We start from the raw sequence: 17,153 nt of genomic DNA, 5'->3' as shown, positions 1-17,153 counted from the left end.
GATCATGTCCTCAGCCACTTCTCTGGCCAGCTCCCTGGCCCAAGGCCTGCGCAAACTGGTAGGCGCCGGCGCCCAGTCACCCCGGGGTTACCGGCTGATCAACGTCGAGCTCAAGCAACGCATCGACCTCAGCCCCTCCATGACCCGCCTGGTGTTCGGCGGCGCCGACATCGCCCAGGCCCGCACCCTGGCCCCGGACCAGCGCATCAAGCTGCTGTTTCCCGGGGCCGACGGCACGCCTGCGCAATTGCCGGTGGAAGGCGACTGGCAAGCGGCCCGGCGCCAGTTGCCGGCCGAGCGCCAGCCGCCGATGCGCACCTACACCATCCGCGCCTTGCGCTTGCATCCGGCGGAGCTGGATGTGGACTTCGTCCTGCACGGGGTCAATGGCCCGGCCTCGGCCTGGGCCACCCATGCCCGGCCCGGCGACTGTCTGCAGATGGTGGTGCCGAACAAGGCCTACAGCGGCGACCCCGGCGGTTATGAGTGGCTGCCGCCGGCGGGGATTGGCAAGGTGCTGCTGATGGGCGATGAAACCGCCCTACCCGCCATCGCCGGGATTCTCGAGGAGTTGCAGGATTACCCGGATTACCCGGACGTGCAGGTGTTCATCGAGGTGCCCCATGAGAGCGACTGCATCGACCTGCGCTGCCATCCGCAGACCCGGCTCAGTTGGCTGCCCCGGGACGTGCTGGGGGCGCAACATGGCGAACCGCTGATCCATGCCGCCCGGGAGCTGGCCGAGCTGCCGCCGCCCAGCACCGGGTGTCGGCCGCTCAAGGTCGCCGATCGCGACCTTGAGCAACGTCCCTGGGAAACCGCCAAGCCGGCGGACAACCGCTTCTACGCCTGGGTAGCCGGCGAGTCCGCGACGGTGATGAGCATCCGCCGCCACCTGATCAACGAGCGCGGCCAGGAGCGTCGCAACCTGACCCTGATGGGTTACTGGCGCCTGGGTATGTCCCTGGGTTGAGCCCACCAACCGCCCCCTATTCCCTATAGCCGCTGCCGAGCCCGCGAAGCTGCGCAAAGGTCCGAAGGGCCTTGCTTGGCGATCGCCAGTCGAACCTTTGGAGCCCTCAGGTTTTTTGCGTCCCTGCGGGCCGTGCGCAGCCTGCGGCAGCGGCTACAGGGAGCATGTCTGTAGCCGCTAGGAAAGCGCGGCTACCGGTTGCAGGTGGCGGCGGCGATGCACTTCCAGGTGGCCCTTGATCAGGCTCAGCACCTTGGTTTCCTGTTCGTGGATGAAGAAGTGCCCGCCCGCGAGCATGTCCACGGAGAAGCTGCCGCAGGTTTCCTGGCTCCAGCCAATCAGTTGTTCGCGGGTGGCGCGGTCGGTCGTGCCCCCCAGCACATGCACCGGGCAATTGAGCAACGGGCGCTGCAGCGGGCGAAAACGGCCGCACAGCAGGAAGTCAGCCCGCAGGATCGGCAAGGTCAGGCTCATCAGTTCCTGGTTGGCCAGCACCTCTTCGCTGGTGCCATTGAGGGTGCGCAGCTGTTCGATCAGCTGTGGGTCAGTCTTGGCCTCGGCAAACCCTCGGTCGTATTCGCTGCGCAAGGTCGGTGCCGCCGTCCCGGAAGCGAACAGCGCCACCGGTTCCGGACAGCCCAGGGCGCGCAGGGCATGGGCCAGTTCGCAGGCCAGCAAGGCCCCCAGGCTGTGGCCGAACAGGGCATAGGGCGCGCGCAACGTGCTCTGGAGTTCCCGGGCAAGCTGCATCGCCAGCACCCGCATGTCGGTGTGCAGGGGTTCGGCGTAGCGGCTGCCTCGTCCGGGCAACTCCACCGGTTGCAGGTGCAGCCAGCTCGGCAGCTTGCGCCGCCAGCGGCTGTAGACCATGGCGCTGGCGCCGGAATACGGCAGGCACAGCAGGTTCAACTGAGTCACGGTTTATCCCTCGACAGATCATCTGTTAGGAACAACGCGGCAGCAGGCGGAGAAATTAGTCCGGCACGGGCCTCAGCGCAGGCGTCGATAGCTCTGCAACGCCGCCCCCAGCACCACCGCGCCGCCGGCCAGGGCCAGCCAGAAGCCGCTGCGGGCACCGAAATGGTCCACCAGCGCACCGGAGCCGGCGGCCCCCAGGGCCACGCCGATGCTCAGGCCGGTGACCAGCCAGGTCAGGCCCTCGGTGAGCTTGGCCGGCGGCACGATGCGCTCCACCAGGGCCATGGCGACGATCAGGGTCGGGGAGAAAAACAGCCCGGCGACGAACACCGCCAGGGACAGGCCGAAGATGTTGCTCGCCCACAGCAGCGGCAAGGTGGCCAGGGCCGTGGCGATACCGCCATACATGAACAACCGGGGCAAGGGCGTGGCCAGTTTCAGGGCTCCGAAGGCAATGCCTGCCAGGCACGAACCAATGGCGTACACCGAAAGCACGATGCTCGCCGCCGCCGGCTGTCCCTGCTGCTGGGCGAAGGCCACGCTGACCACGTCCACCACCCCGACAATGGTGCCCATGGCGGTCATCAGCAGCATCAGCAGGCGGATCTCCCCGGAGCGGATGATCGAGCCGCCGCCCCCCTGCTCATGGGGATGCACCGGGGGCTCGGTGCTCTTTTGCATGACGAACACCCCCACCCCCAGGGCCAGCGTCAGCAGCGCCCCCAGCGGCCCGGCCTCGGGAAACAGGCCGACGCACAGGCCCACCGACAACGGCGGACCGATGATGAAGCAGACTTCGTCGAGCACCGATTCCAGGGCGTAGGCGGTCTGCAGTTGCGGCTGGCCGCGGTACAGCTCGGTCCAGCGGGCACGGACCATGGCCGACATGCTGGGCATGCAGCCGGCCAGGGCGGCACAGATGAACAGGGTCCAGTGCGGGGCCTGCAAGCGCGTGCACAGCAACAGGGCCAGCAATGCACCGCCCCCCAGGGTCGCGGCCAGGGGCAGCACCCGTCCCTGACCGAAACGATCCACCAGCCGCGAAACCTGGGGCGCGCAAAACGCCGTGGCCAGGGCGAAGGTCGCCGCCACCGAGCCGGCCAGGGCGTAGCCGCCGTGCAACTGGGCAAGCATGGTGATCAGGCCGATGCCGGTCATGGAGATCGGCATGCGCGCCAGCATCCCGGCCAGGACGAAGGCCCGGCTGCCGGGGGCCTTGAACAATTCGCGGTAGGGGTTTGCCATTGAAACGACTCCTTGGGGGGCTGCAACTTGCCATAAAGTGGCCAGGCAGTAGAAATACATACGCCTCGTATGTTAAAAAGCATGGGAACATACGCCGCGTATGTCAACCCGTCATTTGTTGGAGAAGCGTCTTCATGAGCAGCCGTCCCCGCGCCGAGATGATCGAAGAAACCCGCGCCAAGTTGATTGCCAGTGCACGCCAGGCCTTTGCCCGGCTGGGCTACGCCCGGACCTCGATGGACGAGCTGACCGCCGAAGCCGGGCTGACCCGGGGCGCGCTGTATCACCATTTCGGTGACAAGCAGGGATTGCTGGCGGCGGTGGTGGAGCAGATCGACAGTGAAATGGATGAGCGCCTGGAGGCCATCTCCGCCGCGTCCGACGACCCGTGGCACGGCTTTGCCCAGCGCTGCCGGGCCTACCTGGAAATGGCCCAGGAAACGGAGATCCAGCGCATCGTCCTGCAGGATGCCCGGGCAGTGCTGGGGGAACGGCGGCCGGCGCAGGAGCATTGCATCGACTCCCTGAGCCAACGTTTGCAGGCCCTGAGCGCCGCCGGGCTGATCGAGCCCGCGCCGAGCCATGCCCTGGCGCGCCTGATCAACGGCAGCCTGGTGGACGCGGCGCTGTGGATTGCCGCCGCCGAGCCCGGCGAGCAGCGCCTGCAAGCGTCCCTGCAGGGGCTTGAACTGCTGCTGCGCGGGCTGCGGCCGGGGCACTGAACGGCGCTTGCCGCCGCTGCTGCTCCGCACCGCCCGTGTGCTTGAACGACCCTTGAATGGCGACAAGAGCCTCTGGCAACCTTGGGCCCGCCCCCGGTGCCGACTGCGGGCCTTTGTGCCTGACCGCCATGGAAGTCGCCCCATGCCCGATTCGCCGATCATTGCCGTGATGATCCACGCCGCCGACTGGCGCGCCGCCACCTTGTGGTACGCCCAGGCCTTCCCCCGGGCCCGCCGGGTCGTGCATGAGCCGGATGATTTCGGCCATTTGCAGCTCGACGGCCTGTCCCTGGAAATCGTTCCCTGTGACGCCAAGGTCGGCCAGGGCCCGGCGGGCACGGTGGTGTATTGGCACGTCAGCGACCTGCCCGGCGAAGTGCAGCGCCTGAGCGCCCTGGGCGCGCGCCTGTACCGCGGCCCCCTGGCCATCGAAGGCGGCGAATGGATCTGCCAGGTGCAGGACCCCTGGGGCAACTGCATCGGCCTGCGGCAGCCGGCGACGCTCGCCTGACGCGGTATCTGGCGGCACACTGACGAGCTTTTCACCCGAGCCCCAAGGAGAAACGGCATGCATCAGGTGCTGCTGATCATCGACGTACAACCCTGCTTCAACCCGCCGCCATGGCTGGTGGAGGGCATCAACCGCTTGCTCGGGCGCATGCCCTCGGTGGCCACGGTGGAACGCCATGATGAAAGCCGCACGCCCTTCGCCCGGCAACTGGGTTGGCAACCGCCGGTGGACGACCAGAGCCTGGTGGCGGCCGACAAGGTCTTTATCAAGCACGGCTACGGGCCGACGACGGAACTCCTCGATTACCTGAAAAGCCTCAGTCCCCAGCGGGTGCTGGTGTGCGGCATCCAGACCGACACCTGCGTCCTGGCCGCGGGTTTTGCCCTGTTCGATGCCGGCCTGCAGCCGACCCTGCTCACCGACCTGACGGTGGGCTCATCCCTGGACCGCAGCGGCGGCCTGGGCATTGACCTGTGGCGGCATCACTTCAAGCACCTGATCCGCAGCGACGAACTGTAGAAGCCGGCTTACCGGAAGCGATCTTGCGAGCGACACTGCGCTAGCATCCGCACCTCGCCCCATCGTCTCGACAAGGAAACCCCATGAGCCTGGACCTGCACCTTGAAGCCGACCAATGCCTGACTTCGGCGCTGCTCGGCCGTTTACTGCAAGGCTTCCCGGGCACCGAAGTGCACTACCTGCCCGGCGCGGTCCAGGCCTGGTTCCCCTCAGGCCTGAGCCTGCAAAGCGAAGACTCCAACCTGGAACCCGAGATCCGCGCCGAAGACCGCAAGGGCTGCGACTTCGCAGTCGGCCTACGCTGCTACCTGCGGATCAAGGGCCCCGAGCCCGAAGACCATAGCTCTCTGGATGACATCCGCCGCTTACTGGAAACCATCGCCCAGCACTGCGAGGCGCGATTCATCCTCTCGTTCCAATACGAATCCACCCTTTACTGGCGCGATGCTGGCGGACTGTGTGAAGCCTGAGCCGCGAAAACACACTGGAGTGATTGCAGCCCGATGAAAAAACTCTTCGCCCTGCTGGCCCTGCTGTTCAGCACCCCGGCCTTGAGCGCCTCGTTCAGCGACTCACCCGAAGCGCTGGTACGGCAATTCATTGCCGACTATCAGCAGTGGAGCGACAGGGCCAGCGCCCGCCAAGCGGACAACGCGCCGCTGCAATCGATGGATCTGGCACAGCAGGAGTACGCCCGGTTGCTGGCCAAGTTCTGCCTGCCGGGCTTTCAGGGCCAGCCCATTGCCTTCAGCTCCCCGGCCAGCCACGGCACGGCGTACGAGCAGATCCTCTCCAGCAGCCGAACCGCGGATCGCGCGCTAGTGAAAACCCGGGCAATCAGCCCCGGCGAGGGCTTTGCCGCCGATTACCACTACCACCTGATCTTCAGCGGCCAGCGCTGGTACCTCAGCGAAGTGTTCTACGTCGACCAGGACGGCCAGTACGAGTCGCTCTAGATCAGCCGTAACCGTTTTGAGCTAGGGTGTTTCAAGTCACCGAACCCCGGAGCCACCATGCCCAGCTCAGCCGCCCTGCATCAGGTCACGACCCCCAGCCTGCACCTTGCCTATGAAGCACAGGGCCCGGCCACTGGCGAGCCGGTGATCCTGCTCCACGGTTTTCCCTACGACGTGCGGGCCTACGACGAGATCGCCCCGCCCCTGGCCGAACGCGGCTACCGGGTCATCGTTCCCTACCTGCGGGGCTACGGCCCGACACGCTTTGTCAGCGAGCAGATCATGCGCTCCGGGCAGCAGGCGGCCCTGGCCCAGGACCTGCTGGAGCTGATGGACGCGCTGCACCTGCCCCGGGCCACTCTCGCTGGCTACGACTGGGGCGGTCGCGCCGCGTGCATCGTCGCCGCCCTGTGGCCGCAGCGGGTCAAGGGCCTGATGAGCGCCGACGGCTACAACATCCAGGACATCCCCAAGGCCTGCGAACCCAGGCCGCCGGAGACCGAGCACCGGTTGTGGTACCAGTACTACTTCAATACCCAGCGCGGGGTGGATGGGCTGACGGCCAATCGCCGGGCGTTCTGCGAGCTGTTGTGGCGCCAGTGGTCGCCGACCTGGAAGCAGGGGCCGCAGTGCTATGGCCTTACCGCGCCGTCCTTCGACAACCCGGATTTCGTCGACGTGGTGATCCATTCCTACCGCCATCGCTTCGGCTACGTACCCGGCGACCCCAGCCTGGAAAGCATCGAGCAGGCGTTGCAGGCGCAACCGCCGATCCAGGTGCCGACCATCGCCCTCTGTGGCGCCGACGACGGGGTCGGCCCGGCCACCGAGCCCGACCCCGATATCGGCCTGTTCAGCGGGCCCTATCAACGCCGGATCCTGCCCGGGGTCGGCCACAACCTGCCCCAGGAGGCCCCGCAAGCCACCCTCGACGCGCTGCTGGAGTTGCTTCAGAACAGGTGAGAAGTGGCAACCGGCGCACGCCACGCGGGGGGAAAAATCGGTACACTCCGCGGCTTTGATCCTCCACAGGACATGGAATGTTACCCGCCGCGACCTCTCCCCGCCCCGGCCTGCGCCGGGCCCTGGTGCTCTGGCTCTACGCCGTCGGCACCGGCCACTTGCTGGCCGGGCTGCTGCTGACCTGGGCCGGCCACAGCGGCCTGTTCAACGACTACCTCGGCGGCATCGAACAGGCCTTCTGGGGCGCCGCCGCGCCGGCACCGGCCCGGGCCCAGCAGGTCTGGTGGCTGGGCCTGTTCGGCGCCACCCTGCAAAGCTACTCGCTGTACCTGCTGGGCCTGGTGCACCTGGGCAACCGCCTGCGCGCGCCGGCGGCCTGGACCTGGCTGATGGCCGGGATCGTGCTGTGGGCGCCCCAGGACATGTGGCTCTCGTGGCAGATGAACATGACCGCGCACCTGTGGATCGACAGCTTCGCCCTGCTGGTGCTGCTGCCGCCGTTACTGTGGCTGCAGCGCCACGACCGCCGTACCTCTCGTCTTCCCTCGTAAAAGGACTTCACCATCGTGGCTGATTTGCCAATCCTGCAGTGGGCCATCGCCCTGTTGCTCGCCCAGGGCGTGCTCGGCGCCCTGGATACGATCTACCATCACGAACTCACCGTGGCCCTGCCGCAACGCCATGGCGCGCGCAAGGAGCTGGCGATCCATGCCCTGCGCTCGTGCTTCTACGGCGTGCTGTTCATGGGCATCGCCCACCTGGCGTTCCAGGGCATCTGGGCGCTGGTGATCGCGGTGCTGTTCGCCCTGGAAATCGGCCTGACCCTGTGGGACTTCGTGGTCGAGGACCGCAGCCGCAAGCTGCCGGCCATCGAACGCATCATGCACACGGTGCTGGCGATCAATGCCGGGGCCTTCTTCGCCCTGTACGGCCTGCAACTGCTGGAGTGGTCGCGCCTGCCCAGCGCCTTGAGCCCTATCGACCTGGGTTGGCAAGGCTGGGCCCTGAGCCTGTTCGCCGTCGGTGTGACGGCCTCGGGGATTCGTGACGGCCTGGCGGCGTTGCGCCTGCAACGCCAGGGCCAGGGCGCCAATCCCTTTGCCGGCGGCCGCGGCAAGCGCGTGCTGGTTACCGGCGGCACCGGCTTTATCGGTGAAACCCTGGTCAACCAACTGCTGGATGCCGGGCACACGGTCAGCGTGCTGGCCCGCGACCCGCTGCGCGCCGCCTACCTGTTCGACGGCCGCGCCCGCTGCTTGCGCTCGTTGAGCAAGCTGGGCCATGGCGAAGCCTTCGACGTGATCATCAACCTGGCCGGCGCCCCGGTGGCCGGACCACGCTGGACCGCCAAGCGCCAGGCGCAACTGCTGGCCAGCCGGGTCGGCACCACCGAAGCCCTGCTCAACTGGCTGCAGCACGCCCAGCACAAGCCGGAGCTGTGGATCCAGGCGTCGGCCATCGGTTTCTACGGGGTGCGCGACGCCAGCCAGAGCCTGGATGAAAACGCCGAGCGCGGCGAAGGCTTCATGGCCGACCTGTGCGCGCGCTGGGAATCCTCGGCGGAGCCGGCGACCCGCTTCGGCGTGCGGCAGGTGGTGCTGCGCCTGGGCATCGTGTTCGGTCCCGGCGGCGCCCTGAAGCCGCTGCTGCTGCCCTTCAATTTCGGCTTTGGCGGACGCATGGGCGATGGTCGGCAGATCATGAGCTGGGTGCACCGCGACGACGTGTTGCAGGTGATGGCCCGGGCGATCAACGACACGTCGCTGTCCGGCACCTACAACATGGTGGCGCCGGAAGCGGTGAGCCAGGGCACCTTCGCCGCCACCGCCGGCAAGGTGCTCAAGCGCCCGGTGTGGCTGCATGTGCCAGCCGCGCCGGTGCGGGCCCTGGCCGGGGAAATGGCCGAGCTGTTCTTCGACGGCCAGAAGGTGGTGCCCGCGCGCCTGCTGCAGGCCGGCTACCGCTTCCGTTACCCGACCCTGGACGCGGCCCTGCGCGACCTGACCTGAGCTGAGGAATGCCCATGAGCAAGCCCCTGTTGTACCTGCTGGCGGGCAATGGCAGCGCCGCCGACTGGTGGGACGATGCCCTGCCGCACTTCCAGCGCTATCAGGTGCAACCCCTGGAGCTGCCGGGGTTTGGCGACAACCCGCTGCCGCCCTGCCAGGACCTGGGTGAATACGCCGAGGCCCTGCTGGGCATGACGGCGCCGGGCAACGCGATTGTCGCGGTGGGGGTCAGCGCGCTGATCGTGCTGCACGCCCTGCAACGCCGCCCCGGGCATTTCTGCCGCAGCGTGCTGCTGTCGCCGGTGGGGGCCTTTCTCTGGCAACGGCGCCTGCCGGCGCTGATGTCGCCGCTGCCGGCGCGCCTGCTGATTCATGGCCTGCTGAGCCATAAACCGACCCTGTTCGCCGGCAAGTTCTCGCGCCAGCCGTGGACCCAGGAGCAGTACCGGCGCATGGGTTCGGGCTATGCCCGCTGCCGGGCGTTCGTGCCGCTGTGGCAACAGCTGCGGGCCGACACCGCGCTGCCGCTGCTGGAGTGGATCAAGGACCCGGTGCACCTGGTCTGGGGCGATCAGGACCGGCTGCTGGGAGTGGCCCAGGCCGCGGCCTGGTCGGCGATCCTGGCCCGGGCCGACCTGCGGGTCAGCCTGCAGCCGGGTTGGGGCCATTACCCCTGGATCGATGCACCGGCCCAGTTCGTCGCCTGGCTGGAGTCCGCCGATCCGGGCTTTGTCGCCCACACCAAGGGCGGCCGCCTGCACCTGGCGCAACTGGCCGGCCAGCCGGTGCCCTGCGCCCTGTCCCTGGACAGCGCCGGCGACCCGCGCCTGCCGGCCCTGCTCGCCAGCCAGCCCGCGGCGCTGTGGGCGGTGCGTTCCTCCAGCTACGGCGAGGATCAGGCCGACTCGGCCAATGCCGGCCTGAGCACCACTTACCTGCGGGTCGCCAGCGCGGACGTGCCGGCGCGCATCAGCGAGCTGCGCGACGCCGGGGTCGAGGAAGTGGTGGTGCAGCGTTTCATCCAGCCGACCCTTTCGGGGATCGCCTTCGTGCGCCATCTCTCGGTAGAACTGGAATGGGTCGAAGGCCATCTGGAACGCCTCGCCGACGGCCAGGTCAGCCCGCAGCGGGCGATTCTTTCGCGCCTGGGCCCGGCCTGGGAAAGCGGCGCCTTCGCCAGCACCCAGGGCCTGAGCGCCAGGGCCTTGTGGGACTTCCTGCAAGGGGTGCTGAAGACCTTTCACTACGTGCCCGGCGATGTCGAATGGGCCTGGGACGGCCAGCAACTGTGGCTGCTGCAGTACCGCCCGATCAGCGACTACGGCTGGCGCCGGCACCTGACCGCGGCCAATATCGCCGAGATCCTGCCGCCCCAGCCCAGCCGTTTCGTCGAGTACGGCCAGCGCCGCGCGGCGGCGAGCATTCCGGCGATCATGGCCCGCTGGGACAGCCGGGTGCTGCAGGACAACGAACCCTTCACCGCGGTGTTCGGCGGTGCTTCCTACATCAACAACGACCTGTTCCTGGCGCGCCTGGCCGACTGGGGCCTGCCCTCCTCCAGCTACGCCGGGGAAGTCGGTGGCGCCACCCCGGAGCTGCCTTTGCGCCCGCTGCGACTGCTGCGTTCGCTGCCGCGTTTCCTGCGCATGCAGCACATCGCCCGCGGCCATCTGCTGACCCTGGAACGCGGCCTGCGGCGCTTCGATGACGAGTTGGCGCAGTTGCACCAGGGTGCTGCCGACGGCCAGCAACTGGCGGACTGGTTCAGCCGTTTCTACGTGTTCGTGGTGCAGGGCAACCTGTGCATCGCCACCGCCCTGGCCAGCAGCGGCGGCGCACTGCTGGGGCGCCCGCCCACCGCCTACGACAACCTGGACCACAGCCCCCATCGCCTGCCCTGGGAAACCGACCCCGGCACCCCACGCCCGCCCTGCACCGAGTTGCCGCTGCAGGCTTTCCCGCACTGGAGCCCGGCCATCATCCTGGCCCACCGCCTGGGCCTGCCGGGCATGCGCGGCTACTACCTGCAAGTGCGCGAGTGGTACCGGGACAACCTGATGCGGATCTTCTTCCGCCTGCACCACGCCGTGCCCGAGGCCGATCGCGACTACTGGTTCGCCCCCCACGAGCAGGTGCGCAGCCGCGGCGGCAGCTTCTGGCAGGACGGCCGCGAAGGCAGCGAACAGGCCGCGGGCTTCATGATCTATCCGGGGCAGGTCCAGGGCGTATTGGGGGTCGACATTCTCCTGGAAGACACCCTCGACCCCGGGCGCCATGCCCACTACCAACAGGCCCGGGCGGTGATCGCGCGCATGGGCGGGCGCCTGTCCCACGGCTCAACCCTGCTACGCGAGCTGCGCAAGCCCTCGGCGGTGCTGCCCCAGGTCGACCCGGCCTGGGTCGGCCGCGAAGTGCTGTATAGCGACGGCCAGCTGAGCCTGGTCGAAGGCTGACCCCCGCGCCCCGGGCTCAGGCCTGCTCGGTGGCGGCGAAACGTTCGCGGTAGGCCTGGGGCGTCACCCCCAGGGCTCGCAGCAGGCTGCGGCGCAGGGTTTCTTCACTGCCAAAACCGCATTGCGCGGCGATGCGTTTGATCGGCAGGCCGGTGTCAGCCAGCAGGCGTCGCGCGGTTTCCACCCGGATCTGCTCAATCGCCCGGGCCGGGGTCCGGCCGGTGTCGGCGCGGTAGTGGCGAACGAAACTGCGCTCGCTCATGCCCGCCTGCTGGGCCAGCACCGGCAGCGTCAGCTCGCGACCGAGATTCTCGGCGATCCAGGCGTGCAGCCCATCGAAACGCCCGCCCTGGTTTTGCAGCGACAGGGTCACGCTGAACTGCGACTGGCCGCCCGGACGCTTGAGAAACACCACCAGTTGCCGGGCCACCTCCAGCGCCGCCTCGCGGCCCAGGTCGGCCTCCACCAGGGCCAGGGCCAGGTCGATGCCGGCGGTGACCCCGGCCGAGGTCCACACCGGGCCGTCGTTGATGAAGATCGGGTTGGGCTCCACCTGCAGCTGCGGGTATTGCTCGGCCAACTGCTCGCAGCGGGTCCAGTGGGTGACCACCCGGCGCCCGTCCAGCCAGCCGCTGGCCGCCAGCAGAAAGGCCCCGGTGCAGACCGAGGCCACGCGCCGCGAGGTCGCCGCGCGCTGAGCGACCCAGGCCACCAACTGCGGGTCCCGAGCCGCCTCGTAGACGCCCCAACCGCCGGCAACGATCAAGGTGTCGCAGGCCACTTCCGGCGCTGGCAAGGCATCGGCCAGCAGCGCCAGCCCCGATGAACTCAGGGTCGCCCCTCCCGGGCTGGCGATCACCCGCGGATGGTAGGGCAAGGGCAGGCCCAGGCCGCGGGCCCGGTCATTGGCCGACGCGAACACCTGCAAGGGGCCGGTGACGTCCAGCAACTGGTGATTGGCAAAAGCCAGGACAAATACGTTTTTCGGCGCAGTGGACATGATTGGCGTAAATCGAGGGCAGGTTGGCGAATACGCCAAAGCCTAGAGCGCTAGAGTCAGGCCGTCCACTTCATCGACACAAGGAACAGGCCATGGCGTTACAGATAGGTTTTCTGTTGTTTCCAGAGGTCCAGCAGCTGGACCTGACCGGTCCCCACGACGTGCTGGCCTCGCTGCCGGATGTGCAGGTGCATCTGATCTGGAAGGAGCCGGGGCCGGTGGTGGCCAGCTCCGGGCTGGTGCTGCAGGCCAGCACCGGTTTTGCCGACTGCCCGCCGCTGGATGTGCTCTGCATCCCCGGTGGCGCCGGGGTCGGGGCGCTGATGGAAGACCCGCAGACCCTGGCCTTCATCCGCCAGCAGGCGGCCCGGGTGCGCTACCTGACCTCGGTGTGCACTGGCGCCCTGGTGCTCGGCGCCGCCGGCCTGCTGCAGGGCAAGCGCGCCACCACCCACTGGGCCTACCACGACCTGCTGGCGCCGCTGGGGGCGATCCCGGTGCGCGAACGGGTGGTGCGCGACGGCAACCTGCTGACCGGCGGCGGCATCACCGCCGGCGTCGACTTCGCCCTGACCCTGGCCGCCGAACTGTTCGACGCCGCCACCGCGCAACTGGTGCAGTTGCAACTGGAATACGCCCCGGCGCCGCCGTTCGAGGCCGGCAGCCCGGACACCGCGCCGGCCAGCGTGGTGCAGCTAGCCCGACAGCGCACCACGGACTCGCTGCACAAGCGCCGGGAAATCACCCTGCGCGCGGCGGCCAGGTTGCACGCCGGCTGAGGCTCCGGGCACGGCTCAGGCACGCAGCACCGGGCCCTGGCGGGCATTGCCGAGCAACTGGGTAATGGCGCCATCGCCATAGGTGCGCTCGACCCTGGAAATCACCACCTGATAACCGGCGTACCAGCGCCGGTACTGGCGCTTGGCTTCGAGGTGCCTGGGGTGGCTGGCGAAGGCCTGGATCGAGGCTTCGTCCTCCCAGTAGTAGCTGGCGTTGATCAGCCCCTGGTCGGCGCTGGTCCAGGATTGGGCGCCGACGAAGCCCGGCAGGCTGATGGCAATTTCATCGATCAGCGCGCTGAGGCGGTGGAACTCCTCGTCGCGCTGGCCCGGCTGGTAGATAAAGGCGGCGATGTACATGGGCAAACTCCTTGGGGGGTGATGGATCAGACCGGGCGCGCCAGCAGCGCCAGGCGCAGGGCCAGGGCCAGCAGCACCGCCGCCAGCAGCCAGGATTGCCAGCGGGCCAGCCGCGAATCGCCGCTGGGCAGGCCCCGACCCAGGGCCGCGCCGAAGATCCCCAGGCTGGTGTGAAAGACCCCGCTGACCAGGGTCAGCAGCAAGCCCAGGACCACCAGTTGCACGGCGATGCTGCCGCGCTCGGGGCGTACGAACTGCGGCAGGAAGACCATGAAGAACAACAGCGCCTTGGGGTTCAGCAGGCTGTTGCACAGGGCCCGGACAAACACCGTGGACAGCGGCACCCGCGCCGGCTCGGCCAGGTGCAGGGCGCCGCGCTTGCCCAGGGTCTTCCAGGCCAGCCACAGCAGGTAGGCGACCCCGGCATAGCGGATCAGCTCGAACGCTGGGGGCCAGCTGGCCACCACGGCGGTCACCCCGGTGGCCGTGAGCAGGGTCAGGCCGATATCCGCCGCGCCGATGCCCAGCCCCGAAGCCACGCCACCGCGCCAGCCGTAGGCCACGCCGTGGCTGATGACAAACGCCATGTTCGGTCCCGGCGACAGCAGCAACAGCAGCACCGCGCCCAGGAAGATCGACAGGGTGGTCAGGTCCGGCATGCCCGTGTGCTCCTGCGCAAAAGTCGCTAGATTAGAGCCCCTACCTGATACAAACAAAAAAGTGTTCTAGATACATAAGGTGGTCGAACATGCGCCGTACCCGCTACAAAACCATCGTCGACCACTTCGCCCAGCGCATCCGCAGCGGTCAGCTGTGCCCCGGCACCCAACTGCCCACGGTGCGTGCGCTGATGGCCAGCGAGCAGGTGGCCCTGGCCACGGCGCTGCGGGTCTATCACGAGCTGGAGGCCATCGGCCTGGTGGTCGGCGAGCCCGGGCGCGGCACCTTTGTCCGCGACACCAGCCTGCCGCGGGGCATGGGCCTGGAGCAGCACCCGGCCAGCGCCGCCTCGGTGGACCTGGCGTTCAACTACCCGTCCCTGCCCGGCCAGGCAGAAAGCCTGCGCGAGGGGCTGCGGGCGATAGCCGCCTCCGGCGACCTGGATGCGCTGCTGCACTCGGCGCCCCAGGGCGGTCGCCCCCACGAACGGCAGACCGCCGCGCGCCACCTGCGCAACCGTGAGATCCGTGTCGCGGGCGAACAGGTGCTGATCGTCAATGGCGCCCAGCAAGGGCTGGCGGTGAGCTTGCTGGCGCAGCTGCAGCCCGGGGACATCCTGGCGGTGGACGCCCTGACCTACCCGGGGCTCAAGGCCCTGGCCCAGGTCCAGCGCCTGGATCTGGAGCCGCTGCCCCAGCACAACGGGCAGATGGACCTCGACGCCCTGCAGGCCCTGTGCCGCCGGCGCCCGGTGCGGGCGCTGTACTGCATGCCGACCCTGCACAACCCGCTGGGCACGGTGATGCCCCTGGCCGAACGCCGGCGCCTGGTGCAACTGGCTCGCGAGCATGACCTGCTGCTGATCGAGGACGGCGCCTATGCCTTTCTCGCAGAACCGGCGCCGGTGCCGCTGCAGACCCTGGCCCCGGAACGCACGCTGTACATTTCCGGGCTGTCGAAAAGCGTGGCGTCGGGATTGCGCCTGGGGTTCATCGTCGCGCCGCTGGAGATGATCCCGGCCCTGGAGCGAGCGATTCGCGTGTCGACCTGGAGCACGCCATCGCTGACCGTGACCCTGGGCTGCCGCTGGATCGAGTCGGGGCTGGTGGACAGCCTGGAAGAGCAGAAACGCAAAGACGCCCGGCGCCGCCAGCAACTGGCCGCGCGGGTGCTCAAGGGCTGCGACTACCAGGCCTACCCTTCATCGTATTTTCTCTGGCTGAAACTGCCGGAAGGGCTGCGGGCCGATGGGGTCGTGACGGCCCTGGAGCAGCAGGGAATCACCGTGACCTCGGCCGAACCCTTCGCCACCACCGCCCACGTGCCCCAGGCGTTGCGCCTGGCCCTGGGCTCCATCGGCCTGCCGCTGCTGCAGCAGGCCCTGGAGAAGGTCCGTAACGAAATCACCCGCTGAAGGGCGTCAATGGCCGGACGAAAAAAAACCCGCCGAAGCGGGTTTTTTCCAAGACCATCATGACTTCCTGTCTGCAGCATCCGTGCTAATGGTCGACCTTCCCTGATCCTGAGCGCTTCCTGCGCTGCAGTTGTGGGAAAGAAGATTAAACACAAAGCCGGGGGCGCAGAAGGCGCATTGAATTACAGCGCGTGTAGGAAATTCGCTATACCGCACCTACGCAAACCCCCAGCTCAGCCCTCCAGTGCCTGTGCGGCCAACGCCGCGAGCTTGAGCTGGTGCTGCGCCCCGGGCTGATGATCGTCCTGGAGAAACCAGGCAGCGGACAGACCACTGAAGGCCAGCACCCATTGCACCAGGCGTCGCGGCTCCAGTTGCGCGGCCCGGGCAATCACCTGCACCTGGCGGGCAAAGCGCACCGGGTCGGTGGCGTTGGGCAAATCCGGGTTGCAGATCAGGTTGGCGAAATCGAAGGTGCGTTCGCCATGGACCCGCTTGGGGTCGATCACCCGCCAGCCGCCCTCGGCGAAATCCAGCACATTGTCGTGGTGTACATCTCCGTGCAGCACCACCGGTTCCCGGGGCGTGGCCAGCAGTTGATCGGCTTGCGCCAGGCAGCGCCGGAACAACCCGCCCTGCTGCGCCGCCGCCTCGCGCAGGTCGCTAAACCAGCGATCCAGCGGCACCAGCGATGGCTGGGGTTGCGCCCGTGGCCGGTGCAGCTTCTGCAGGGTGGCGCAGACGATATGGCTGACCTCATCGTGCTGGCCAGCCTGGGCCATGCGCATCAATGACGCCGTGCCCATGGCGCGCTCCATCAACAGTGCATCGTCCTCCTGGGCATGGACCCGCGCCGCACCCTCCCCGGCCCACCAGACCATCAACCGATTGCCGGCCCGCTCATCTTCGTCCAGGGCAATCTTCAACATGGCCGGCGCACCGTCTTGCAGACGCACCGGCAACAGCCGGCTGCCCGGGGTGACGATGGGCTCGCCATCCGCCGTCAGGCGCCAACGGTCTACATAGGTTTCAAACAAGGGGACAGCTCCAGGCGGCAAGCGGCAAGCGGCAAGCGGCAAGCGGCAAGCGGCAAGCGGCAAGCGGCAAGTTTCAAGCTGCGCGACCTGATCTGCAACCCGCCAGTTGCGGCTGAATGCGACTGTACTTCAGCCCTGCTGCAGGTAGTTCTCGATATTGCCCATCTGTTCGTCCCAGCCCCGGCTGTTCATGCGAAAGGCCTTGAGCCGGCGCTCACCGGGAATGCCGTCGAAGCCCGACTCGATGACCCGCAGCAAGGTGCCGCCGCCATGCTCCTCCAGTTCGAACTGCACCAGGGTGGTGGGCTCGGCCGAGTAGTCATGCGTCGGGTCGATGGCGTAAGGGTGCCAGCGGAAGGAGAACAACTCCTCGGGCAGCATCTGTTCCACCTGCGCATCCCAGGTCAGGTGTTCGTAGCCTTGGTAAGTGACGGCACCGCGGACACGCTGGCCGGGGATGAAATGCTGGCCCTGCAGGGCCACGCCGAACCAGCGGCCAAATTGCTCGGCCTCGCTCAGCGCCGCCCACACCTGCGCCAGACGGGCATGCAGCAGGATCTTGCGTTCAATGCGATCTGAAGCGTTCATAAGTCACCTCCAGTGATGAACACTAGACCGCTCTGCTTCGAGCGCA

Annotated in this window: 19 protein-coding genes; 12 read left to right on the top strand and 7 right to left on the bottom strand. The window is 68.0% G+C overall.

What is annotated here, in order from left to right; translation table 11 throughout:
- The first annotated feature begins 4 nt into the window (after positions 1-4).
- Positions 5-973, top strand: a complete 969-nt coding sequence (locus L1O02_RS10195) for a siderophore-interacting protein (protein ID WP_235759810.1) — start codon at positions 5-7, stop codon at positions 971-973.
- A gap of 177 nt (positions 974-1,150) precedes the next feature.
- Here L1O02_RS10195 and L1O02_RS10190 read toward each other — a convergent pair whose 3' ends face one another.
- Positions 1,151-1,891: an alpha/beta fold hydrolase gene (locus L1O02_RS10190; protein WP_060844208.1), complete on the bottom strand. Its 741-nt coding sequence runs from the start codon at positions 1,889-1,891 to the stop codon at positions 1,151-1,153.
- Between the two features lie 72 nt (positions 1,892-1,963).
- A complete protein-coding gene (locus L1O02_RS10185; protein ID WP_060844209.1) occupies positions 1,964-3,136 on the bottom strand; it encodes an MFS transporter in 1,173 nt (390 codons plus the stop codon).
- Between the two features lie 134 nt (positions 3,137-3,270).
- Between L1O02_RS10185 and L1O02_RS10180 the strand changes: the two genes are divergently transcribed.
- The 9 genes from L1O02_RS10180 (at position 3,271) to L1O02_RS10140 (ending at position 11,269) form a co-directional block, all read left to right on the top strand.
- On the top strand, positions 3,271-3,858 hold the full coding sequence (locus L1O02_RS10180; RefSeq protein WP_060840292.1) for a TetR/AcrR family transcriptional regulator: 588 nt from the start codon (positions 3,271-3,273) through the stop codon (positions 3,856-3,858).
- A gap of 142 nt (positions 3,859-4,000) precedes the next feature.
- Complete coding sequence (locus L1O02_RS10175) at positions 4,001-4,369, top strand: VOC family protein (protein ID WP_108546262.1); 369 nt, start codon at positions 4,001-4,003, stop codon at positions 4,367-4,369.
- A gap of 57 nt (positions 4,370-4,426) precedes the next feature.
- Positions 4,427-4,888 carry a cysteine hydrolase family protein gene (locus L1O02_RS10170; protein ID WP_060840294.1) on the top strand — a complete coding sequence of 154 codons (462 nt, stop codon included), beginning with the start codon at positions 4,427-4,429 and terminating at the stop codon, positions 4,886-4,888.
- An 83-nt stretch (positions 4,889-4,971) separates the two neighbouring features.
- Positions 4,972-5,358: a hypothetical protein gene (locus L1O02_RS10165; RefSeq protein WP_129406737.1), complete on the top strand. Its 387-nt coding sequence runs from the start codon at positions 4,972-4,974 to the stop codon at positions 5,356-5,358.
- A gap of 33 nt (positions 5,359-5,391) precedes the next feature.
- On the top strand, positions 5,392-5,844 hold the full coding sequence (locus L1O02_RS10160; RefSeq protein WP_060840296.1) for a hypothetical protein: 453 nt from the start codon (positions 5,392-5,394) through the stop codon (positions 5,842-5,844).
- 57 nt (positions 5,845-5,901) lie between these two features.
- Positions 5,902-6,807 carry an alpha/beta hydrolase gene (locus L1O02_RS10155; RefSeq protein ID WP_108546260.1) on the top strand — a complete coding sequence of 302 codons (906 nt, stop codon included), beginning with the start codon at positions 5,902-5,904 and terminating at the stop codon, positions 6,805-6,807.
- A 77-nt stretch (positions 6,808-6,884) separates the two neighbouring features.
- Complete coding sequence (locus L1O02_RS10150; protein ID WP_060844214.1) at positions 6,885-7,358, top strand: hypothetical protein; 474 nt, start codon at positions 6,885-6,887, stop codon at positions 7,356-7,358.
- 15 nt (positions 7,359-7,373) lie between these two features.
- On the top strand, positions 7,374-8,816 hold the full coding sequence (locus L1O02_RS10145) for a TIGR01777 family oxidoreductase (RefSeq protein ID WP_129406735.1): 1,443 nt from the start codon (positions 7,374-7,376) through the stop codon (positions 8,814-8,816).
- Between the two features lie 14 nt (positions 8,817-8,830).
- Positions 8,831-11,269 carry an alpha/beta hydrolase gene (locus L1O02_RS10140; RefSeq protein ID WP_129406734.1) on the top strand — a complete coding sequence of 813 codons (2,439 nt, stop codon included), beginning with the start codon at positions 8,831-8,833 and terminating at the stop codon, positions 11,267-11,269.
- Positions 11,270-11,285: 16 nt separating this feature from the next.
- On the opposite strand, the gene L1O02_RS10135 is transcribed toward L1O02_RS10140, so the two are convergent.
- The gene (locus tag L1O02_RS10135) at positions 11,286-12,269 is read right to left on the bottom strand and encodes a GlxA family transcriptional regulator (RefSeq protein WP_060840301.1); all 984 of its coding nucleotides are present in this window, start codon (positions 12,267-12,269) and stop codon (positions 11,286-11,288) included.
- A 92-nt stretch (positions 12,270-12,361) separates the two neighbouring features.
- Between L1O02_RS10135 and inhA the strand changes: the two genes are divergently transcribed.
- Positions 12,362-13,048, top strand: coding sequence for an isonitrile hydratase (gene inhA / locus L1O02_RS10130; RefSeq protein ID WP_129406733.1), 687 nt, complete (start codon positions 12,362-12,364; stop codon positions 13,046-13,048).
- Positions 13,049-13,063: 15 nt separating this feature from the next.
- On the opposite strand, the gene L1O02_RS10125 is transcribed toward inhA, so the two are convergent.
- Positions 13,064-13,408, bottom strand: coding sequence for an antibiotic biosynthesis monooxygenase (locus tag L1O02_RS10125; protein WP_060840303.1), 345 nt, complete (start codon positions 13,406-13,408; stop codon positions 13,064-13,066).
- Between the two features lie 26 nt (positions 13,409-13,434).
- The gene (locus L1O02_RS10120; RefSeq protein ID WP_129406732.1) at positions 13,435-14,067 is read right to left on the bottom strand and encodes a LysE family translocator; all 633 of its coding nucleotides are present in this window, start codon (positions 14,065-14,067) and stop codon (positions 13,435-13,437) included.
- Positions 14,068-14,156: 89 nt separating this feature from the next.
- On the opposite strand from L1O02_RS10120, the gene L1O02_RS10115 reads away from it, so the two are divergent.
- Positions 14,157-15,482 (top strand): PLP-dependent aminotransferase family protein, encoded by a 1,326-nt coding sequence (locus L1O02_RS10115; RefSeq protein WP_129406731.1) that lies wholly within the window; start codon positions 14,157-14,159, stop codon positions 15,480-15,482.
- A 233-nt stretch (positions 15,483-15,715) separates the two neighbouring features.
- Here L1O02_RS10115 and L1O02_RS10110 read toward each other — a convergent pair whose 3' ends face one another.
- Positions 15,716-16,519, bottom strand: a complete 804-nt coding sequence (locus L1O02_RS10110; protein ID WP_108546255.1) for an aminoglycoside phosphotransferase family protein — start codon at positions 16,517-16,519, stop codon at positions 15,716-15,718.
- A gap of 129 nt (positions 16,520-16,648) precedes the next feature.
- A complete protein-coding gene (locus L1O02_RS10105) occupies positions 16,649-17,107 on the bottom strand; it encodes an SRPBCC family protein (protein WP_108546254.1) in 459 nt (152 codons plus the stop codon).
- Between the last annotated feature and the right edge of the window lie 46 nt (positions 17,108-17,153).

It is taken from the genome of Pseudomonas sp. BC42, assembly GCF_021560055.1.
Classification (GTDB): domain Bacteria; phylum Pseudomonadota; class Gammaproteobacteria; order Pseudomonadales; family Pseudomonadaceae; genus Aquipseudomonas.
The sequence above is the reverse complement of the archived record's forward strand: the minus strand, read 5'-3'. Positions and strand labels throughout refer to the sequence as shown.